Source organism: Burkholderia sp. AU4i (genome assembly GCF_000466765.1).
In the GTDB taxonomy this organism is placed as follows: Bacteria; Pseudomonadota; Gammaproteobacteria; order Burkholderiales; family Burkholderiaceae; genus Burkholderia; species Burkholderia cepacia.
In genome coordinates, this window is sequence record NZ_ASSI01000196.1 from 33,658 (window position 1) to 52,494 (window position 18,837).

Consider the following 18,837-nt stretch of genomic DNA (forward strand, 5'->3'; position numbering starts at 1 on the left):
CGGCGAATCAGGCTTGAATGCTACGATTCGAACCGGTTGCGCAAAAGCGCTGATTTCTAATGGCTACATTAGCCTGACTTATAACGATGCGACTCGATGGTTCGATCCTTGGTGCGTTGCTGTGCTTTGAAACAGCCGGCCGGTTGCTGAGCTTCACGAAGACGGCGCAGGCGTTCAACCTGACGCAAAGCGCCGTGAGCCAGCAGATCCGGAATCTGGAGGACCGGCTGGGTTACCCGCTGTTCGTGCGTCAGGCGCGCGGGCTGAAGTTGACCGAGAAGGGCGCGACCCTGCTCGGAACGATGTCGAGTGCGTTCGGCGACATCCATCGCACGCTTCAGGCGCTCGGCATGCCGGACGCGCCGCTGCAGGTGAGCTGTCTGCCGTCGCTCGCGCTGCAATGGCTGATGCCGCGCCTGTCCGAATTTCACCGGCTGCAACCGGACGTGCCGGTTCGCGTGAAGGCCGAGTTTCAGGTGCTGGATCGTCAGGCCATGGAGACCGACGACATCGACGTGGCGGTGCGCTACGACCCGGTGCAATACGGGCGCCTGCATGCCGAGGCCATCCTCGACGAAATCCTGTTTCCGGTTGCCACGCCCACGTTTCTGGCGCAGCATCCGTCCTTTGCCGGCGGGGAGTCGCTGGATGGCGTCGTTCTGCTGCACGACGCGGCTCCGTGGGGCGGCGCACCCGAGTTCGTGGAGTGGCGGACGTGGCTGGAGGCGGTTCGTCCCGCGTGGATGGCGCATCTTGACGGCCCGCAGTTCAATTTCTCCAGCCTGGCAATCACGGCTGCGCTGAACCATCAGGGCGTCGCGATGGGGCGCGCCGCGCTGGTACACGACGAGATCGCGAGCGGACGGCTCGTGGATGTATTCGGCAGGCACGTGCGTGCGCCGGCGCGCTACATGCTGTTGTCACGCAATCCCGACGATCCGCGCACCACGGTTTTTTCGGACTGGCTCAAGGCCGAGTGCGCACGCTTCGAGGCGGCTCGGTCACGCCTGCTTTCGAACGGAAGCCGGCACGGGTAGCCGAAGCTGCCGGATGGCTGCGTCGGAGTGCGAAGTAGTTGAGAAACGAGTGCCGCCGCACACTACGATTTCCCGTCCGTCTCCATACGGAATGCTTGCGCACGGACGCGGCTGGCGAGCGTTACTTGAGTTGCCAGATACCCCAGATGGCGATCAACAGGCCAAGGCCGAATCCGCAGCCGAGCAACACGTAGGTTTCCATTGCAGGTCTCTGAAAGCGTGGCAGCGCCGATGCGGACATCGGCGTGCGAGCAGGACAGTCGGTGACGTATCGTTCGCGTCGTCGGGCGCGGCGATACGCCGGGTCCGCGAATACTACGCTCGGCAGCTTTCAGAACGCATGCGGGATCGATGGCAATCCGCCGCCCGTCATTGCTTGACCGCGTGCGTGTTGTCCAGTTGGGTAACGTGCGATCCGCCGTGCCGGAACACGCCCGATTTCCAGATCATCTGCGATGCCGCGACGAGCACGAAGAGCAGCACGACTATCCTGAAGCTGCGGGGCGACATCTTGTCCCGCAACGGGCGGACGAGCCACATGCCGGCAATGGCCGGCAGGCTGGCCGCCGCCGAGATCGCGAGGTCGGCGGCGCTCGCGTGCGCGGCGCCGCTGAACGTCGTGAGCAGCGTGACGATCGACACCACGAGGATGATCGCGATCTGCTTCGTGAAGGCGCGCCCGGTCGCGCCGGACGAAATCAGGTAGGTGGCGAGCAGCGGGCCGGGAACCGACGCGATGCTTTCCATCAGCGCGGCGCCGAAGCCGAGTGCGAAGCCGACGGGCTTCTGCCATGCGGGAGGCAGGTTGAGCTTCGGCGCGGCGAGCATCAGCGTCGCGGCGACGATCAGCAGTGCGCCGGACGCCGCCTGCGCATGACCCGGATTGAGCGAGAGCAGGATCGCGACACCGACGATATTGCCGATCACGGTGCCCGCGATCGGCGCGGCGATCCTGCGTGCCGTGGCCAGCACCTGGCCGCCTTCCAGCGCCTGCGGAATGTTGCCGAGGATGATCGGCATCGACAGCAGCAGCACCGCATGCCGGATCGGCAGGAACTGGCTGAGTATCGGCATCGCGATCAACGGCACGCCGATGCCCGTGATCCCCTTGGCCATGCCGCCCAGCAGCAGCGCGACGGCGATACCGGCCAGATCGAACGCGCCGAGCCCCTGCAGGCTGGAAACCAGCACACCTTCAGTCAGATTGAAATGCATCATGGATTGGCTTGTCGCGGCATATCCGGCAGCGAGCGCTGTCGAAGGTGCCCGTTGCGGCGCGTGCGTGTTGCACGCATGTGTTCTGGATCGGCTTGACCGGGCGTCGATTGCACGGCGCCGCACCGCTGCGCGGCCGGGTGCGCAGGCAATCGACGCGCGGTTCGAGGATGCATCTTACCCGAGCGTTGCGGAGGGCATTCGGCGCGAGGCGCGGCATGCCGCCGGTATCGTCGGCGCGATCAGGTACGAGGTTCAATATAATTCATGACCATGTGTCGCCTCATGCGCGATATGCATTCACTGGAACAAGGAGACCCGATGACGCTTGCGCAGTTGCAGGCCCTGGCGGCCGTGGTCGAACTCGGCTCGCTCACGGCCGCGGCCGACCGGCTGAGCCGCAGTCAATCCGCGATCAGTCATGCGCTGACCGAGCTGGAAGACATCACGGAGGTCAAGCTGCTCTGGCGCGACCGGCAGCCGGTCGTCCTGACGGCGGCGGGTGAACGCCTGTGGCCGTACATCCAGAACGTGGTGCGCGAATCGCAGTTGCTGCGCCAGCAGTTCAGCGTGTCGCGCGGCAAGCTCGAAGGGAAGCTGGTGGTCGCGTCGCTGCCGAGCGTGTCGCTGGCATTCGTCGTGCCTGCGCTCGAGGCGTTGAAGGAGATGCACCAGGGCGTGTCGGCGGTGCTGCTCGAAGGCACGGACAGCGAAGTCGAAGGGTGGATCGAGGACGGTACCGCCGACGTCGGCGTGGTGGCCGGTACGAAGACCTTCGCGCACACGCTGCCGCTGCTCGACGAGGACTTCGTCGCGGTGGCGGCGGATGGCATGTTCACGGGCCGCAAGAGCGTGTCGGCGAAGCAGTTGTCCGCGGCCCCGTTCATTTTCTCGAAGGCAGGATGCGGGCCGGTGATCGCGGATTACTTCGCGCGCAGCGGCACGCCGCTTCGCGCCGCGTTCAACGTGGTCGAGATGCGCACCATCCTGTCGATGGCGGAGGCCGGCATGGGTGTGTCGATCGTTCCGCGCATCACGCTCACGTACACGCCGTTCGGTGGCCGCGTGCTGGCGCTTTCGCCGCGGCTGCATCGTTCCGTCCGGCTGTCGTGGAACACGTCCGGCAATGCGATCGCCGATGCGTTCGTGCGGCTCGTCGACGCGCAACGCGCGAAGGCGGCGAAGGCGATTCACGCGCGCGCGAAAAGGAGCCGGTGACGAACGGCCGATGCGATGAAAAGCGCTCATGGGCGGCTTGCAGTTTATTCATGCCGGCGGTGGTCGAGATGCAATACATTGATCGAACTCGCCCCTGACCGCTTTGCCCCGAAGGAGATTGCCGTGCCGGCGTTGCCCACCTTGCTTGCATTCGGACTCGTGTCGCTCGGCATGGTGCTGACGCCCGGGCCGAACATGATCTACCTGGTGTCGCGCTCGATCTGCCAGGGCCGCCGTGCCGGGCTGGTGTCGCTCGGCGGCGTCGCGCTGGGGTTCGTCTTCTACATGGTGTGCGCGGCGCTCGGCATCACCGCGCTGGTGTTGGCCGTGCCGTATGCGTACGACGTGCTGCGCTTTGCCGGTGCGCTTTATCTGGCGTACCTGGCGTGGCAGGCGCTGAAGCCGGGCGGCCGCTCGGCGTTCCAGGTCAGGCAACTGCCGCACGATAGCCGCGCCAGGCTCTTCACGATGGGCTTCGTCACGAACCTCGCGAATCCGAAGATCGCGGTGATGTATCTGTCGCTGCTGCCGCAGTTCATTTTGCCGGGGCACGGCAGCGTGCTCGCGCAATCGCTGGCGCTCGGCAGCGTGCAGATCGCGGTGAGCGTCAGCGTGAACGCGCTGATTGCCTGCATGGCCGGCGCCATCGCGGGTTTTCTGGCGGGGCGGCCGGTCTGGGCGTCGGTTCAGCGCTGGTTGATGGGCACCGTGCTGGCGGGACTCGCCGTGCGTATCGCACTGGAGTCGCGCAGCTGACGCGAGTGGCCGACGGGTTGCGGGATAGCAGGGGGCTCCCGAGTTGCATCGTGACGAACGCACCCGGTATCGTCAGCGCTGGCAGTTGCCCTGCGCTTCATTGCCGGCCTGCACGGGCGCGGCTTTTGCGTTGCGCCGGCCGCGCGTCGCGAGCCAGCACAGGATCGACCCGCCGCATACCATCGATGCGCCTTGCCAGAATTCGATCGACAGTGGCGCATGCAGCAGCGTCGCGGCGAGCATGGCGGCGAGCACCGGGGTGAAATACGATGCGCCGACGATGATCGTCACGTTGCCGTGCATGATGCCGGTGTTCCAGGCCGCATAGCCGAACCCCAGTGCCGATGCCGCCAGCACGATGTAGATGGCCGCCTGCAGGCTGAACGTCATGCCGCCGCCGCCTTCGATCGCGAACTTGATCCAGAGCGCCAGCGCAACCAGCATGAAGAACGGCGTGACGCCGTTCTTGCCGTCGGCGATGCGCGCCGTCACCGTGCAATAGCCGGCCCAGATCAGCGCGCCGAAGAACGCGAGGCCGTAGCTCAGCGGATTGTCCGTGACGTTGTGCAGCATGCCGGCCGGATCGAGCCCCTGGTCGCCGCCGAGCACCCGGCAGATCCCGAGCATCGACAGCAGGACGCCGGGCACGACCAGCAGGTTGGCGCGCTGCTTGTTGAACACGATTGCCGCGACTAGCGTGAAGCTCGGCCACAGATAGTTGACCATCGCGACTTCGATCGCCTGCCGGCCGTTGCTGGCATAGCCGATCGACAGCGACAGGCACGCCTCGTACGAGACGAACAGCAGCCCGCCCCAGAGCAGATAGTTTTTCGGGAACCGGCTCAGGTCGGGGAACCCGATCGAGAACAGCAGAAGCACGGATGCCACCGTATAGATCATCGCGGCGCCACCGGTCGCGCCGAGGCTTTCGCTGACTCCACGAACGAGAGCGACCACGGAGGCCCACAACAACACCGCGCCGAGCCCGGCGAGCGTTGCCTTATTCTTGCGCTTCATGCGTCCTGCCTGTTTCAACATTCAAATTCGCTATCGGATGATTCGGTTCCGCCTGCGCAGGGCCCACGGGTACGTCGATCCGGACGATCTCGATCCCGGTGTGCTGGCCGCGCACCGAGATCGACATGTCACGGCCGCCGACCCCGGACGCCTCGTCGCTGTCGAACGGCGTCGTCCCGTCGTCTTCGCCGAAGCAGTTGACGGTCGCGAACGTCTCGCTCATGGCGGAGTACGAGGCGCGCAGTCTACCGCGTGTCGTCGCGCAATGGCTTGTGATGGGCGTACAACACGTCACCGTGCGCCATCGCGGTATAGTCGCGCAGCAGATTCGCATCGAGCAGTTGGTCAGGTTTTCGTTGCAGCCAGTCGCCGGTATCGCGCTTTCAGGGAGGGAAGCCATGAAGGAAGTGCCGTATTTCTCGCAGTGGGAATCGATGCACCTGGTTTCGCGGTTCGTGTCCCGCGAATTGCGCGCGGAGGACGACCCGTTGTGGCATCGCTCCGGCGCCAGCACGCCGGAGGAATACGCGCAGTGGAGCCCGAACATCTGCGGTATCGCGTGCCTGAAGATGCTGCTCGCATACCGTTTGAACACGATCGTGCCGCTGCTCGAACTGGTACGCGAGGCCGTCGGGTTCGGCGTCTACCGGCCCGAACTCGGCGACACCGGCAAGCGCCTGCATTACCGGCCCTTCGTGCACTGGGTGCGCGAGCGCTACGGGATCGATGGCGATGTGGTGGAAGGAGTCGATTCGGCCGCGCTCGAACCGAAGCTGCATGACGGGCACATGCTGATGGCGTCGGTGCATCCCGGCATCCGGCACGACGGCTTCGAGCCGCCGTCGCGGGGCGGGCACCTGGTGCTCGTGTTCGGCACGAATCGCGACACCGGTGACTGGCTGTTCCACAACCCGTCCGGGTTCGACGTGCGCACGCAGCGGAACGTGGCGATGCCGCGCGCCACGTTCGACCGCTATTTCGCGAACCGCGGCATCCTGATTGCCCCATGACGTTGCGCATGCAACGAATCCTGCGCGCGCAGCATCAGGCGCCCGTCGCAACGGGCGCCTGACCGATCACCGGTCATTGCGCTTCTTGCTCAGCTCGATCGTTTCGAACAGCGCGTAGTCGGCGGTCGGGTGCTGGTCGGCGCCCGGCGCGTGGTAGTAGCGCATCGTGATCGTCGTATGCCCGCCCGGCTTGCCAGGGTCGTGGTCGAACACGGCAATCCCGTAGCCGGTGCCCGTATCGCGACGCGCGGACCAGATCGCATCCTCGAGTGCATCGGCCGGCTGGCGCACGAACGTATTCGGCGCCGTGCCCGGCACCGGCCGGTTCGGCTTCGTGAACACCTTCGCCCGCGCAAAGCCGGTTGCCGGGTTCTCGCCGTATACGTCGAGCGGCGCGCTGGTGCCGCCGCCGCCCAGGATCAGGTGGATCGTGCCGTGGCTCGTGTCGAACGTCGTGCGGTCCGGGTCGTTCGATCCGACCGGGCGCGGCTGCAGCGTCTCGACCACTTCGCCGGTCGTCGCATCGACGCCCGCGCGGTGATTGCAGCCGCGTACCGGGTAGCTGCGCTCGTAGTCGTGATCGTGGCCGCACAGCACGAGGTCGACGCCGTAACGGTCGAACAGCGGCAGCCATGCTTCGCGAATGCCCTTGTCGGAACCGTTGCCCGTCTTCGACGAACTGAGCGCGTCCTGGTGCATCTGCACGACGATCCAGTCGATGTCGTCGTCGTGCGCGGCATGACGCAGCGTGTGTTCGAGCCAGCGCGTCTGCTCGCCGTTGCTGTAGCCGCGCACGTAGAACGACGTGCCGGGCTCGATCGGCGGGCGGCCCGTGCTCGCGGCCGGCACGAGCGGCGCGGGGCCGCCGACGAACGCGGCGGCATCCTGGTAGACGACGTCGTCGGCGTCGAGCGACACGAACAGCACCGAGCTCACGCGGAAGCTGTACCAGCGGCCCGGGAAGCGCGTGCCGTTCTCCGGCAGCGTATAGCGCGCGAGATACGAGTCGAGCCCCTGCGGACCATTGTTGAACTCGATCTCATGGTTGCCGGGGCACGGCATCCACGGACGATTGGCGGCCGACGTCTGGTTGTTGTTGCCGAAATCGCGCCACACCTCGGGCTGGTGCGCGGGGTTCAGGTTCGCGTAGCAGAGGTCGCCGTTCAGCAGGTGGAACAGCGGCTGGAACTGCTCGACGGCCTGCACCGCGAAGCGGCTCTGCGGCGACGACAGCACCCACGCACCGTTCGGCGTCGCAAGGTCGCCGTAGCTCGTGAAGCGGAACGGCGCGCGGCCGCGCGGTGCGGTCGAGAAATTCGCGGAGAACGGCTGCGCGGCATTGCTGTCGTTGTCGGCCGTGATCTCGTAGCGGTAGCGCGTATTCGGCTTCAGGCCGTGCACGCGCGCGTGGTACGCGAACACGGTCTCGCCGTTGAGGCCGTCGGTGTACAGGCGCTGGACGCCATGCACGGTGCGCGGCGGCTCGCCGTCGGCGACGATGCGCGCGCGCGGATTGACGGCCGACGCGAGCGATGCCCACGAGATCACGACTTCCGACGTCGGGTCGTTGCCCCACGTCAGGTGGACCTGTTCGGGTGTGCCGTCCGGGGTCGACGCGGCGGCCCGGGCTGCCGCGAGGCCACCGGCGGCGGTGGCGAGGCCGGATACGCCGGCGAGTTTCAGGAAGCCGCGGCGCGAGACGGACGCGGCGGGCTCGTTCGGCTGGATCGGGGAGTTGTCCTGGTTCGACATGGTCGGTGTTTTCGTGGGTGGAGACGCGAGATGCGGAACCATCCGGCCGCGCGTGAGCGTGGCCGGGGCGTGGGCCGGAAACGAGCGGGATCCCGGTGCCGGACATTGTCGGAGCGCAGTTTTGCCGGGTTGTGACAGCACGGCAGCCCCGCGGGAACGCCAGCACCTGCCGAGCTTGCGGATCGGGGCATCCCATCCGCGCTGACGCGCGTCCGCTTCGCGCCGATATTTATTTGCCGACATCGCGACGGATTCTGATCACTCGCGCCGTTTAACGCATGAACGGCCGCTTCCGGTCGATACCTGCTACATCGGAGTCTTTCATGAAGCTTTCCATCCCGTTGCGGTTTGCCACGGCATGCGTGGCCGCGCTGGCTGCGTCCGCTGCGTTCGCGCAGGCCGTCATCGTCGCGCCTTACGCGCCGCCGCCGCCTCGCGTCGAAGTGATGCCGGCGCCGCGCGCGGGCTACGTGTGGGACCAGGGCCACTGGCACTGGCGCCAGGGTCGTTATGTCTGGATTCCAGGCCACTGGCAAGTGGTTCGCGTCGGTTATCACTGGGTGCCGGGCCACTGGGCCGCGCGCGGTCCGGCGTGGCGCTGGGTTCCGGGTCACTGGGCCTGATGCGCACGCCGCCGCACGGCACGCGGTGCCGGCGCGGCGGCGCATTCCCGCAACGTCATGAGTCGCAGCCATGCCCTTTCGAACCGTGGTGATACTGGCAGCCGCAGCCATCGTGCTGGCCGGCTGTGTCGTGGTGCCGGCGCGTCCGGTCTATTACCGGCCCGCGCCGGTCGTCGTATATTGAGCGCGCCGGCCGCCGCTCGCGCGACCGGGCGGCCGGCATCCGATCGAACCGATCGACACGATCGCCATGCGGCCTGAAACGGATGCCGATGAAACGGACCTTGCCGATGCCGTGCGCGATGCGTGCGGCGATCCCGAACCGCCAGCGTGGCGGGGCCGGGTAATGGCGCGGCGCATGCAAGGAGAGCACGACGATGAGCTTCGGTCTGACGGCGGGCGCATTCACGAGCGCGCCGCGGCACAGACGCGCGATGCGCTGGAGCGCCCCGCGTTGAGCGACGGCGATCCGGACGCCGCGCTGGTGGCACGGGTCGGCGCGCGCGACGCGTCGGCCGTGCGCATGCTCGTCGCGCGCAAGCTGCCGCGGCTGCTCGCACTCGCGACGCGCATGCTCGGCGACCGCACGGAAGCCGAGGACGTCGCACAGGAGACGTTCTTGCGGATCTGGAAACAGGCGCCGGGCTGGCGCGAGGGCGAGGCACGGTTCGACACGTGGCTGCATCGTGTCGTGCTGAACCTGTGCTACGACCGCTTGCGCGGCCGCCGCGAGGAACCGGTCGACGTGTTGCCCGACGTGCCCGATCCGCAACCGGAACCGGCCGCCCGCGCGGAGACCCGCTCGCGCGACGCGCGCGTGCGGCAGGCGCTCGCGGCGTTGCCGGCGCGGCAGCGCGAAGCGCTCGTGCTCCAGTACTATCAGGACATGTCGAACATCGAGGCGGCCGACCTGATGGGCATTACCGTCGACGCGCTGGAAAGCCTGCTTGCGCGCGCGCGGCGAAACTTGCGCGCGCAACTGGCCGGCGATTCACCTAGCGAGGACATCCGATGACACCCGAACGATTTCGTACCATCGTCGCCGCGTACGGCTCGGATGCGCGGCGCTGGCCGGACGGCGAGCGCGCGGCTGCCGAGGCATGGGCGCGCGCGCATCCGGGCGACGCGTTGGCGGCGCTGGACGAGGCCGCCGAACTCGACGCGTGGCTCGCCAACGATACGGTCGCACCGCCCGCGCCGGCGCTCGTCGAGCGCATCGTCGCGACGGCGCCGGCCCCGGCGCCGCGGCGCACGCGGCGGCGGGGCACCGTGTGGTGGTCGGGCGCGGCATTCGCGGGCGTGGGCCTGGCCGGCGCGCTCGCGGGCGCGGTGGCCGTGTCGATGCTGATGCTCGGGAGCGTGCCGCCTGCGCACGAGCAGGGCTACCTGACAACGACGTTCGGCGGACCGAGCGTGGACTGGAGTGATGAATGAGTGAGCGTGGCTGGAAATTCGTTCTCGTCGGTTCGGTCTTGCTGAACGTATTCATGCTCGGCGCGATCGGCGGCGGCGCGTATCAGTGGTTCTCGACGCATCGCGACCTGCGGGCCGCGGGCGCACCTGCTTCGCGCACCGCATTGCGTTTCGCCGCGGACGAGTTGCCGGACACGCGCCAGCAGGAATTCGCCGCCGCGCTGAAGGCGGCACGCAAGGACGGTCGCGATTTCGCGCGGGAAGGGCGCGACGACCGGATCACCGTGCTGGATCTGCTCGCCGCGCCGCAACTCGATCGCACGGCGATCGACGCCGCGCTCGACCGCACGCGTGCGGCCGATATCGCGCTGCGTGCGCAGGTGGAGCGCAGCGTCGTCGATTTCGCGGCGACGCTGACGCCGGACGAGCGCGCGAAGTTCGTCGACGGGTTGCGGCGTAGCGGCAACTGGCGGTTGCCGCCGAAGTTGCAGAAAAAGCAGGGCGAGGCGGGGAGTCAGTAAGGAAACGCGGCGCGGGAGACGTGCGGCGGCGCGCGTTTCCTGCGCTGCGCTGCGCTGCGCTGCGCTGCGCAACGCCTACGCCGAACGCCGGTCGGTAATGCTTTCAGGTACGCGTTCGCGAGCGATCGCAATGCGACCACGGCGGCGTGACGCGACGGAGACGCTCAACGTGCCAGCATCCAGGCGGAGATCGCGTCGACCACACTGCTCTCCAGGCCGTTGAAGCCGTGATAGGCGAACGCTTCGCATGGATCGCCCCGGGACGTGCCGCCCGACACGATCATCCGTTCGGCCTTCGGCGATGCATCCAGTTTCTTCAACAGCGTATCCGTATCGGACACGGGGCAATGCTTGCAGCCGTCGTTCTGGTGATGAACGACGAGCACCGGAATCCTGAGGCTGGCCAGGTTCATGTCTGTGACCGCGGTACCGCCTCGATCTTCACGAAGGATCGTGGACGTCAGCACGATACCGTCCGGCCCGCCGCCGCCGGCCAGCGCGATCGCGACGGCAGCGGCGGACTGGGTGCCGCGGCTCGTCCCGACCAGCCAGACCGGTACGTGCAGTTGCTCCCTCAACCACGCGATCACGGCACGCGCGTCGTCGGCGTGTTCCTTCGAGAGTCGAAAGCCGTTGAGGTAGGGCGCGGATTGCCGGTCGCTCGGTGCGTCGATGACCGCGACAGCGATACCGTCATTCACGAACAGCTGCCTGGTGCGGACGAGAAAGTTGCCTGCGCCCCATCCGAACCGGCCGGACGGGTCCAGTTGCAGCCCGCCGTGTCCGCCGGCGTAAAGGATGGCCGCGGCTTTCGGCGCATCCGGCGCGATGAAGAGAAACCGCTGGGTGACCCCGGGGCGGGTCGGGACGTCGACGACCTTGGGCTGACCCTGCGCGTGAGCGGGATAACCGTGCAGCGCCAACACCATGGCGAGCAGCCACGCGCGTGCGCGGCGCATGGCCGGACGCTTCGCACCGAAGCAACGAAACCGCGCGTGCAAGCTGACAGGGAGTGGATTCATCGTAGCGGTGGCCGGCGCATTCCACCGTGGCCGGACGGAGTGCGGCAGCTTCTCCTGTTCAATGTAGCGGCGCCACGTCGACGCGAGTATGCCGGGCCGTGGCTGCCCGAACCGTCGTGTTCCCCAGACGCGCGGTGTTCAAGGCGATTCGGCAACCTGAACGATTTCGCCGGTGTAGCGCTTGAGGTCGCGCGTGTCGTCCTTCATGCGAACCGATCGGCAAAGGCGACAACGGGAGCCGGCAGCAGGATGGCGAGCAGCGTGGTCATGGCCGATCTCCGGTTGCGTCGAATTCTTGCTCCGGCGCGGGGCGACGATACCTCCGTGACCCGGAGCGATACATTCCATTGAGTCTAGGCCGCTTTCCGGGAACGGCAAGCGCCGGGCGGATATGGGCGACAAGGCGGCATTCGACCCATCCGAGGTTTCGGCCGACGCACGATCCGGCCGGCCCACGCCGGTCAGGCGGGTGAAAGCCTGTCGGCCGAATGTCGAAGCGTGCCCGTCCCTCGGCGGGGCACGGGGCCGCGTTGCGGCGGCTGAGCGATCTGTCGATGCGTTGCCACCGTCGGTCGAATCCGTGAAGGAAACTCGCACGGCGACACACACGCATTCAAGTCCGCGCAGGAAACTCGCACGCCGACACACACGTTTTCAACCCCCGCGCGCCAAACCCGAAATATTCGTCTTCCCGGCGACGGATTTCCCGCCGGCCGACGTTTAACACGGGTACGCATCGCACGAGCCCCGTCATGGACCACCCGAACGACATCACCCCGGCCGCCATCGCGCTGAACCGCTTCGGTCTCGGCGCGCGGGCCGACGAAGCGCCGCCTGCCGACCCGAAGGCGGCGCTCGTCGCGCAATTCGACCGTTACGAAGTACGGCCGGCCGCGTGGGCCGGCGAGCCCGACGCGGTGGCGCTCGCCACGCGCTTCGCGAACGCGCGCAATGCGATGACCGGCGACGATCCCGCAACGAAGCGCGCGACCGAGCGGTCGATCCGGCGTGACGGCAACGACACGTATCGCAGTGCCGTCGTCGCGCGGGTCAACAGTGCGTTGAACACGCCCGCGCCGTTCGTCGAGCGTCTCGTGCATTTCTGGGCGAACCATTTCGCGGTATCGGTCGACAAGGGGCCGGTGGCGGCCTACGCGGGCGCGTTCGAACGCGACGCGATCCGCCCGCACGTGCTCGGCCGTTTCGAGGACATGCTGGTCGCCGTCGAGCAGCATCCCGCGATGCAGCTGTTCCTCGACCAGGCGCGCTCGGTCGGCCCCGACAGCCCGGCCGCGCTGCGTGCCGAAGCGCGCAATCCGTCGAGCAGGCGCGGGCTCAACGAGAATCTCGCGCGCGAAATCATGGAGCTGCACACGCTTGGCGTACGCACGGGTTATACGCAGGCCGACGTGACGGAATTCGCGCGCGCGCTGACCGGCTGGAGCATCGCCGGCGGGCGCGGCCAGCAGCCCGGCGATGCGGCGCCCGGCGCGTTCGTGTTTCGCCCGAAACTGCACGAGCCCGGCGTGCGGATCGTGATGGGGCGCAGCTACGACCAGCCCGGCGAATCGCAGGCCCGCGCGATCCTGCACGACCTCGCGCATTCGGAGGCGACCGGTCGGCATATCGCGTTCCAGCTCGCCCGTCATTTCGTCGCCGACAATCCGCCGCCCGCGCTGACCGACCGGCTCGCCCGCGCATTCGACGCGAGCGGCGGCGATTTGCCGACCGTCTATCGCGCGCTCGTCGACGCGCCCGATGCGTGGTCGCCGGTCAACCGCAAGTTCAAGACGCCGTGGGAGTGGGCCGTTTCTTCGCTGCGCGGGCTCGGCTGGCACGACACGGGCGACCTGAAGGCCGCGCCGCTGCTCGCGCAGCTCGGCCAGCCGGTGTGGCGGCCGGGCTCGCCGGCCGGCTACGACGACGTGGCCGCGAGCTGGGCCGCGCCCGACGCGCTCGTGCGCCGCGTCGAGCTGGCGCAACGGCTGGCCGCCCGCACGGGCGACCGGCTCGATCCGCGCACGCTCGGCAACACGCTGCTCGCGGGTTCGTTGAGCGCGCCGACGGCGACCGCGCTGTCGCGTGCCGAAAGCGCGGCCACGTCGCTCGCGTTGCTGCTCGTATCGCCCGATTTCCAACGGAGATGACCATGGCACTGTCCCGCCGACAATTCCTGCGCGTGGCGGCCGCCGGCGCCGGCGCGATGCTCGTCGCGCCGCGAATCGTGTTCGCGAACGTCGAGACCGACCGGCGCTTCGTGTTCGTGATCCAGCGCGGCGCCGCCGACGGCCTGAACACCCTGGTGCCGTATGCCGAACCCGCATATGCGTCGCTGCGCGGCCCGCTGGCGATCGACACGGCGGCCGCGACGCGGCTCGACGGCACGTTCGCATTGCATCCGTCGCTCGTGCAGACCGCGCAGTTGTACCGCGACGGGCAGGCGCTGTTCGTTCATGCGATCGCGTCGCCGTATCGCGACCGCTCGCATTTCGACGGCCAGAACGTGCTCGAGACGGGCGGCCGTGCGCCGTACCAGGTGAAGGACGGATGGCTGAACCGGCTCGCCGCGCTGCTGCCGGCGACACGCGAAAGCGCGATCGCGTTCGCACCGACCGTGCCGCTCGCGCTGCGCGGCACCGTGCAGGCGGCGTCGTACGCGCCGTCCGGTTTGCCGGCCGCGCCGGACGACCTGCTCGCGCGCGTGTCGGCGCTCTACGAGGCCGACGCGCAGCTCGGCCCGTTGTGGCAGTCGGCGATGGATGCGCGCGGCCTCGCCGGCGATGCGCATGCGCGGCAGGATCCGGCGGGTGTCGGCAAGCTCGCCGCGACGTTCCTCGCGCGCGACGACGGCCCGCGCATCGCGATGATCGAAACGGGCGGCTGGGACACGCACAGTGCGCAGAACGCGCGGCTCGCGAATCAGCTGAAAGCGCTCGACACGATGCTCGCCGCGCTGCGCGACGGTCTCGGGCCCGCATGGCAGCAGACCACGGTGCTGGTGGCGACCGAGTTCGGCCGCACGGCCGCCGCGAACGGCACGGGCGGCACCGATCACGGGCAGGCGTCGGTCGCGATGCTCGCGGGCGGCGCGGTCGCGGGCGGCCGCGTGATCGCCGACTGGCCGGGTTTGCGGCCCGGCGACCTGTACGAAGGGCGTGACCTGAAGCCGACCGCGTCGCTCGACGCGCTGATCTCGGGCGCCGCCGCCGAAAGCCTGCGGCTCGATCCGCACCGCACCGCGTCCGCGCTGTTCGTCGAAAGCGGCGCGATGCGGCCGATGAGCGGGCTGATTCGCGGCACGGCGTGATGCGCCGGGTTGCCGCTTCCTCGCCGATTCAATCACGACACAAAAGGGAGAATGCAAGATGATGAAGATCCGCTCCGTTTCGCTCACCGTGCTGGTAGCGGCCAGTGCGACGTTGATGTCCGCCTGCGTGGTCGAGCCCGTGCGGCCGCCGCAGCCGGCGCCGGTCGTCGAGGTGCCGCCGCCGATGCCCGCGCCGGGCTATCGCTGGGCGAAGGGGCATTACCGGTGGGCCGGCAATCACTGGGCGTGGGTGCCCGGGCACTGGGTGGGCGTGTACTGATCGGGCGTGACGTGCCGCGCGGCGTGCGGCGAGGGTGCGGGGAAGCGGCGCTGCGTATTGAACTGCGATGCGCGTTGCCCTAAGCTGCCGGATCGTGGCGACGGGCATCCGGCGACGGGCTTCCGGCGACGGGCTTCCGGCGACGCGCATTCCCGTTCGTCCGCCACGGCGAGCCGATCCGCGGCCGCCGGTTTCTTCGTTACGGCACCCACATGAAAGCATGGCTCGTTGCGCTGGCCGTCGTCGCCGGCATGACCGGCGCGCACGCCGCGTCGTTCAACTGCACGAAGGCGTCCACGTTCGTGGAGCGTGAAATCTGCACCAATCCGACGTTGTCGCGTCTCGACGATGCGCTCAACGCGGATTTCCAGCACATGCTCTACGACTTCAGCAACTATCCGGTCGAGGATCCGCCCGAGTACGAGCAGTTCATGGCGACGCAGAGGGCGTGGCTGAAGACGCGTAACCGCTGCACGACGACGCAGTGCCTGATCGACAGCTACCGCAAGCGCATCGACGTGCTGTGCGGCCAGATCGACGTGCCGGCGAAAAGCGACCGCGCGAAATGCCGCAGCAACGGCGGCCTGGGCGGGCTCGAACTCGATCACTGAGCGCCGGCGTGGCGTGCGAGCCGGGAGCCGCCAGGCCGGTGCGCGCCTACCATCCGATCCGGTGCTTCTCCTCCGTCTCGCGATGCCGCCAGTCGTCGTCCGCATGCAGGTACTGGCTCGTCGTCGTGAGCGACGCGTGGCCGAGGTTGTCGCGCACGAGCCGCAGGTCGACGCGGCCGTCGGCCATGTGCGAGCCCGCGCTGTGGCGCAGCCAGTGCGCGGATGCCTGTTCGAGCACGCGTGCCTGCTGCTCGCCGGCTTCGCCGTTCGCACGCAGCCGGTCGGCCGCATGCCGGAACACCTGCTTCACGATCCGGTGCAGCGCCGCGCGCGTGAGCGGCTTGTGCGCCTGGCCGACCGGCAGCACGAGCGGCGTGGGCTCGCCGTCGGACGGCAACGCGGGCAGGCCGTGCGCGCGCCGGTAGCGCGACAGCTCGGCCATCATTTCGTCGGTCGCCGGCACGAGCCGCTGCCGGCCGCCTTTGCCCGTCACGTCGAGCCACCAGCGGTCGCGCCCGTCCGCGTCGCGCCGGCAGAAGAACTGGCCCATCGTCGTGTCGGCCGCTTCGGTGATGCGCAGCCCGCCGAGATACAGCAGCGTGAACAGCCACCGCGCGCGGTCCGCATGGAAGCTCGCCCGCGCGTCGTCGCGCGGCATCGCGGCGATCGCTTCCTTGACCGACTGCCACAGCGGTTGCCCGAGATGGCGCGTGACGCGCGGTGCGGGCCGGCGTTGCCGCTGGCGCGACAACGCGAGCGGATTGCCGGCCAGGTAACCGGCCTGCACGAGCCACGAGAACATCACGTTCAGGATCACCAGCGCCTGCCGCTGGCTGGCCGCCGACAGCGGCCCGTAGAACGGCCGCCAGCGCGGATCGTCGCGCGGATGCTTGCGTCCGCCGTTCGCGCACCACAGCTCGGCCGGCGCGGGCGCGAGCAGGAACTGCCGGTAGACGATCAGATCTTCGTGCGTGAGCGACGACAGCGGCTTGCCGCACGCGATCACGGCCCACAGCAGCAGGCGCTCGGCTTCCTTGCGGTAGTTCTGGAACGTGGTCGGTGTGTCGACGAAGCGCGCGAGCCAGGCGCGCACCGCGTCGAGGTCGTTGGTCGCGGCAATCTGCGGATGCGTGCCGGTCGAGCGGTTGGTGCCCGTGCGTCCATCGAGCGCGGCCGGCACGGTCAGCGCATCGATCGGCAGCGGGCGCAGCGCGGCGTCGGACGGAACGGGTGAGGTCATGCGAAACGGGGTGCGCTGAGCGGATCGTACGCGTGGAGGCGGGCGGACGAACGCGGCGCGAACAGGCCAATCAGGAAGCGTCGATGGTACACGATCATCACACGGTGAACCCGCCGTCGACGGCGATTGCCAGACGGGCAATGAAGCGCGCGGCGGGCGAGCACAGCCGCGTCATCGTTTTCGCGATGTGGCGGTGACTCGCCGCGCCGCGCCATCGGCGTGGCTGGTGTGCGTTGCGCGTTGTCGTCGCGGTTTTCCGGGCGGCCGGTGCTCGTCGAACGAGCGTTGCCGCCGTGGCACACGCGGAAACCGCACTCGATTCCGTCGGGCGTGCGCAGGCCCGTGCTGGGCGCGATACGGCGGCGGGGCCGCGGGCGCCGTGGTCATTCGGGTTGTCTCCTGTTGCGGGCACCGGGCCGGCAGGGCTGAACAGGCCACGTCGTCCGGTGTGCGCGTGCGAGCCGCCGGCGGTGATGCGCGCGGCTGAACCGGATCACGGTAACGTACCGGCGCGCGCGCGGCGTCCCACGAATGAAGGTGGTGGCCCGGTTTCCGTAAGGTGTTTGTGAACTTTCTTGCGGCGAGGGTTTCTAATCGGCCCGCCAACGCTTCCTGAGGAACATCAGATGATTCGCCAATCCAGAACGCTGCTCGGCGCGGCCGTCATTGCCGGCAGCACGCTCGTCGCCGGATGCCAGACCGACGCGGTCGCCACGGCGCCGAACGCGGTGCGCCCGGCCGACGACGGCAAGCCGGTGACCAGAACCGTCCAGGTCGCGCCGCAATCCGCGCGATGCACGGGCGTCGCGCCGATGGAGTGCCTGCAGGTGCGAAACAGCCCGAACGAGCCGTGGAGCCTGTGGTACGCGGGCATCGAAGGCTTCGCGTACCAGCCCGGATACCTGTACACGCTCGAAATCGACGAATACCGCGTGGCTCAGCCGCCGGCCGACGGCTCGTCGATTCGCTGGGTGCTCAAGCGCGTCGTCGAGCGCCGTCAGGTGAACTGACGGCCGCGCTTACGCGGACGGGCGCGCTGCGGCACCGGCCGCCGGCGCGACCGTGTCGATCCGCCGGAACACGACGGACGACAACAGCGTCACTCCACCCATGCACGCGAACGACAGCATGAATCCGTGCGCCATCGAGCCCCGGTAGGCGCCAAACAGGTTGACGAGGCCGCCGCCGATCGACACGCCGAGCCCCATCGCCAGCATCTGCATCATCGTGAACAGGCTGTTGCCGCTGCCGGCGTCGGCATGCGACAACCCCTTGAGCGTCACGCCGTTCATCGCCGCGAACTGCATCGAGTTCGCGGTGCCGAACACGATCAGCAGCGCGCTTTCCAGTAGCGGCGCGGGCCGCACCGACACCAGCGCGAACCCCGCGATCGCGCACCCGACGATCCCCGTATTCACGACCAGGAACGCCGCATAGCCGAAGCGCTTCACGAGCGGGGCGATCCAGCGTTTCGCGATGACCCCCGCGATCGCGGCCGGCAGCATCATCAGCCCCGATTGCAGCGGCGTATAGCCGAGCTGCACCTGCATCAGCAGCGGCAGCATGAACGGCACCGAGCTCGTGCCGATCCGGCACAGCAGGTTGCCGAGCAGCCCCGAACCGAAATTCGGCTCGCGGAACAGCCCGAGCCGGAACAGTGGCTGCGCGCGGCGCCGCGCATACGGCAGGTACGCGAGCGCGCTCGCCAGCCCGAGCGCCGCGAGCCCGGCCGCCCATGCGGCGCGATGCGCGGGCATCGGCGGGTCGATCGCGAGCGACAGCGCGATCATCGCGACCGACAGCAGCGCACAGCCG

The 18,837-nt window shown here is 68.5% G+C and carries 20 protein-coding genes; 13 read left to right on the top strand and 7 right to left on the bottom strand.

Translation table 11 applies throughout. The features are described 5' to 3' along the window. Positions 1 to 86: 86 nt before the first annotated feature. A complete protein-coding gene (locus L810_RS35190; RefSeq protein ID WP_021162935.1) occupies positions 87 to 1,037 on the top strand; it encodes a LysR substrate-binding domain-containing protein in 951 nt (316 codons plus the stop codon). A 369-nt stretch (positions 1,038 to 1,406) separates the two neighbouring features. On the opposite strand, the gene L810_RS35195 is transcribed toward L810_RS35190, so the two are convergent. Next, positions 1,407 to 2,255: a sulfite exporter TauE/SafE family protein gene (locus L810_RS35195; RefSeq protein WP_021162937.1), complete on the bottom strand. Its 849-nt coding sequence runs from the start codon at positions 2,253 to 2,255 to the stop codon at positions 1,407 to 1,409. A gap of 318 nt (positions 2,256 to 2,573) precedes the next feature. On the opposite strand from L810_RS35195, the gene L810_RS35200 reads away from it, so the two are divergent. Together L810_RS35200 and L810_RS35205 are read left to right on the top strand one after the other, a co-directional pair. Further along, a complete protein-coding gene (locus L810_RS35200) occupies positions 2,574 to 3,470 on the top strand; it encodes a LysR family transcriptional regulator (RefSeq protein WP_021162939.1) in 897 nt (298 codons plus the stop codon). A gap of 123 nt (positions 3,471 to 3,593) precedes the next feature. Further along, positions 3,594 to 4,226 (top strand): LysE family translocator, encoded by a 633-nt coding sequence (locus L810_RS35205; RefSeq protein WP_042977494.1) that lies wholly within the window; start codon positions 3,594 to 3,596, stop codon positions 4,224 to 4,226. Between the two features lie 72 nt (positions 4,227 to 4,298). Here the strand turns inward: L810_RS35205 and yddG are convergent, their stop codons facing one another. Beyond that, complete coding sequence (yddG, locus tag L810_RS35210; protein ID WP_021162941.1) at positions 4,299 to 5,243, bottom strand: aromatic amino acid DMT transporter YddG; 945 nt, start codon at positions 5,241 to 5,243, stop codon at positions 4,299 to 4,301. Next, a complete protein-coding gene (locus L810_RS35215) occupies positions 5,227 to 5,466 on the bottom strand; it encodes a hypothetical protein (protein ID WP_021162942.1) in 240 nt (79 codons plus the stop codon). The genes yddG and L810_RS35215 overlap by 17 nt, the downstream gene beginning before the upstream one ends. Before the next feature lie 175 nt (positions 5,467 to 5,641). Between L810_RS35215 and L810_RS35220 the strand changes: the two genes are divergently transcribed. Continuing rightward, positions 5,642 to 6,253, top strand: coding sequence for a C39 family peptidase (locus L810_RS35220; protein WP_021162943.1), 612 nt, complete (start codon positions 5,642 to 5,644; stop codon positions 6,251 to 6,253). A gap of 66 nt (positions 6,254 to 6,319) precedes the next feature. On the opposite strand, the gene L810_RS35225 is transcribed toward L810_RS35220, so the two are convergent. After that, positions 6,320 to 8,005, bottom strand: a complete 1,686-nt coding sequence (locus tag L810_RS35225) for a purple acid phosphatase family protein (RefSeq protein ID WP_021162944.1) — start codon at positions 8,003 to 8,005, stop codon at positions 6,320 to 6,322. Positions 8,006 to 8,328: 323 nt separating this feature from the next. On the opposite strand from L810_RS35225, the gene L810_RS35230 reads away from it, so the two are divergent. The 4 genes from L810_RS35230 (at position 8,329) to L810_RS35245 (ending at position 10,562) form a co-directional block, all read left to right on the top strand. Beyond that, complete coding sequence (locus L810_RS35230; RefSeq protein WP_027791779.1) at positions 8,329 to 8,628, top strand: YXWGXW repeat-containing protein; 300 nt, start codon at positions 8,329 to 8,331, stop codon at positions 8,626 to 8,628. Between the two features lie 250 nt (positions 8,629 to 8,878). Further along, the gene (locus L810_RS35235; protein ID WP_021162948.1) at positions 8,879 to 9,643 is read left to right on the top strand and encodes an RNA polymerase sigma factor; all 765 of its coding nucleotides are present in this window, start codon (positions 8,879 to 8,881) and stop codon (positions 9,641 to 9,643) included. After that, positions 9,640 to 10,062: a hypothetical protein gene (locus L810_RS35240; protein WP_021162949.1), complete on the top strand. Its 423-nt coding sequence runs from the start codon at positions 9,640 to 9,642 to the stop codon at positions 10,060 to 10,062. Before L810_RS35235 ends, L810_RS35240 begins: the two co-directional genes overlap by 4 nt. Further along, positions 10,059 to 10,562 (top strand): periplasmic heavy metal sensor, encoded by a 504-nt coding sequence (locus L810_RS35245; protein ID WP_021162950.1) that lies wholly within the window; start codon positions 10,059 to 10,061, stop codon positions 10,560 to 10,562. The genes L810_RS35240 and L810_RS35245 overlap by 4 nt, the downstream gene beginning before the upstream one ends. A 164-nt stretch (positions 10,563 to 10,726) precedes the next feature. Here L810_RS35245 and L810_RS35250 read toward each other — a convergent pair whose 3' ends face one another. Next, positions 10,727 to 11,521 carry an alpha/beta hydrolase gene (locus L810_RS35250; RefSeq protein WP_021162951.1) on the bottom strand — a complete coding sequence of 265 codons (795 nt, stop codon included), beginning with the start codon at positions 11,519 to 11,521 and terminating at the stop codon, positions 10,727 to 10,729. 815 nt (positions 11,522 to 12,336) lie between these two features. Here L810_RS35250 and L810_RS35255 point away from each other — a divergent pair. The 4 genes from L810_RS35255 to L810_RS35270 all read left to right on the top strand — a co-directional run bounded on the left by L810_RS35255 (position 12,337) and on the right by L810_RS35270 (position 15,782). After that, on the top strand, positions 12,337 to 13,731 hold the full coding sequence (locus L810_RS35255; RefSeq protein ID WP_021162954.1) for a DUF1800 domain-containing protein: 1,395 nt from the start codon (positions 12,337 to 12,339) through the stop codon (positions 13,729 to 13,731). Between the two features lie 2 nt (positions 13,732 to 13,733). Next, positions 13,734 to 14,891, top strand: a complete 1,158-nt coding sequence (locus tag L810_RS35260) for a DUF1501 domain-containing protein (RefSeq protein WP_021162955.1) — start codon at positions 13,734 to 13,736, stop codon at positions 14,889 to 14,891. 61 nt (positions 14,892 to 14,952) lie between these two features. Next, positions 14,953 to 15,171 carry a YXWGXW repeat-containing protein gene (locus tag L810_RS35265; RefSeq protein WP_027791772.1) on the top strand — a complete coding sequence of 73 codons (219 nt, stop codon included), beginning with the start codon at positions 14,953 to 14,955 and terminating at the stop codon, positions 15,169 to 15,171. A 212-nt stretch (positions 15,172 to 15,383) separates the two neighbouring features. Beyond that, entirely contained in the window at positions 15,384 to 15,782 is a 399-nt protein-coding gene (locus L810_RS35270; protein WP_021162957.1) for a lysozyme inhibitor LprI family protein, read from the top strand. A 46-nt stretch (positions 15,783 to 15,828) separates the two neighbouring features. Here L810_RS35270 and L810_RS35275 read toward each other — a convergent pair whose 3' ends face one another. Then, positions 15,829 to 17,022 (bottom strand): tyrosine-type recombinase/integrase, encoded by a 1,194-nt coding sequence (locus L810_RS35275; RefSeq protein ID WP_021162958.1) that lies wholly within the window; start codon positions 17,020 to 17,022, stop codon positions 15,829 to 15,831. Between the two features lie 626 nt (positions 17,023 to 17,648). On the opposite strand from L810_RS35275, the gene L810_RS35280 reads away from it, so the two are divergent. Further along, a complete protein-coding gene (locus L810_RS35280; RefSeq protein ID WP_021162960.1) occupies positions 17,649 to 18,032 on the top strand; it encodes a DUF4377 domain-containing protein in 384 nt (127 codons plus the stop codon). Between the two features lie 9 nt (positions 18,033 to 18,041). Here L810_RS35280 and L810_RS35285 read toward each other — a convergent pair. Continuing rightward, a partial coding sequence (locus L810_RS35285; RefSeq protein ID WP_042977488.1) for an MFS transporter occupies positions 18,042 to 18,837 on the bottom strand: 796 nt, incomplete at its 5' end.

Bases quoted from the DNA above. Each gene is read 5' to 3' on its own strand.
- L810_RS35190 (WP_021162935.1), top strand. From the start codon at position 87: ATGCGACTCGATGGTTCGATCCTTGGTGCGTTGCTGTGCTTTGAAACA.
- L810_RS35195 (WP_021162937.1), bottom strand. From the start codon at position 2,255: ATGATGCATTTCAATCTGACTGAAGGTGTGCTGGTTTCCAGCCTGCAG.
- L810_RS35200 (WP_021162939.1), top strand. From the start codon at position 2,574: ATGACGCTTGCGCAGTTGCAGGCCCTGGCGGCCGTGGTCGAACTCGGC.
- yddG (WP_021162941.1), bottom strand. From the start codon at position 5,243: ATGAAGCGCAAGAATAAGGCAACGCTCGCCGGGCTCGGCGCGGTGTTG.
- L810_RS35215 (WP_021162942.1), bottom strand. From the start codon at position 5,466: ATGAGCGAGACGTTCGCGACCGTCAACTGCTTCGGCGAAGACGACGGG.
- L810_RS35220 (WP_021162943.1), top strand. From the start codon at position 5,642: ATGAAGGAAGTGCCGTATTTCTCGCAGTGGGAATCGATGCACCTGGTT.
- L810_RS35225 (WP_021162944.1), bottom strand. From the start codon at position 8,005: ATGTCGAACCAGGACAACTCCCCGATCCAGCCGAACGAGCCCGCCGCG.
- L810_RS35230 (WP_027791779.1), top strand. From the start codon at position 8,329: ATGAAGCTTTCCATCCCGTTGCGGTTTGCCACGGCATGCGTGGCCGCG.
- L810_RS35235 (WP_021162948.1), top strand. From the start codon at position 8,879: ATGCGGCCTGAAACGGATGCCGATGAAACGGACCTTGCCGATGCCGTG.
- L810_RS35240 (WP_021162949.1), top strand. From the start codon at position 9,640: ATGACACCCGAACGATTTCGTACCATCGTCGCCGCGTACGGCTCGGAT.
- L810_RS35245 (WP_021162950.1), top strand. From the start codon at position 10,059: ATGAGTGAGCGTGGCTGGAAATTCGTTCTCGTCGGTTCGGTCTTGCTG.
- L810_RS35250 (WP_021162951.1), bottom strand. From the start codon at position 11,521: ATGCGCCGCGCACGCGCGTGGCTGCTCGCCATGGTGTTGGCGCTGCAC.
- L810_RS35255 (WP_021162954.1), top strand. From the start codon at position 12,337: ATGGACCACCCGAACGACATCACCCCGGCCGCCATCGCGCTGAACCGC.
- L810_RS35260 (WP_021162955.1), top strand. From the start codon at position 13,734: ATGGCACTGTCCCGCCGACAATTCCTGCGCGTGGCGGCCGCCGGCGCC.
- L810_RS35265 (WP_027791772.1), top strand. From the start codon at position 14,953: ATGAAGATCCGCTCCGTTTCGCTCACCGTGCTGGTAGCGGCCAGTGCG.
- L810_RS35270 (WP_021162957.1), top strand. From the start codon at position 15,384: ATGAAAGCATGGCTCGTTGCGCTGGCCGTCGTCGCCGGCATGACCGGC.
- L810_RS35275 (WP_021162958.1), bottom strand. From the start codon at position 17,022: ATGACCTCACCCGTTCCGTCCGACGCCGCGCTGCGCCCGCTGCCGATC.
- L810_RS35280 (WP_021162960.1), top strand. From the start codon at position 17,649: ATGATTCGCCAATCCAGAACGCTGCTCGGCGCGGCCGTCATTGCCGGC.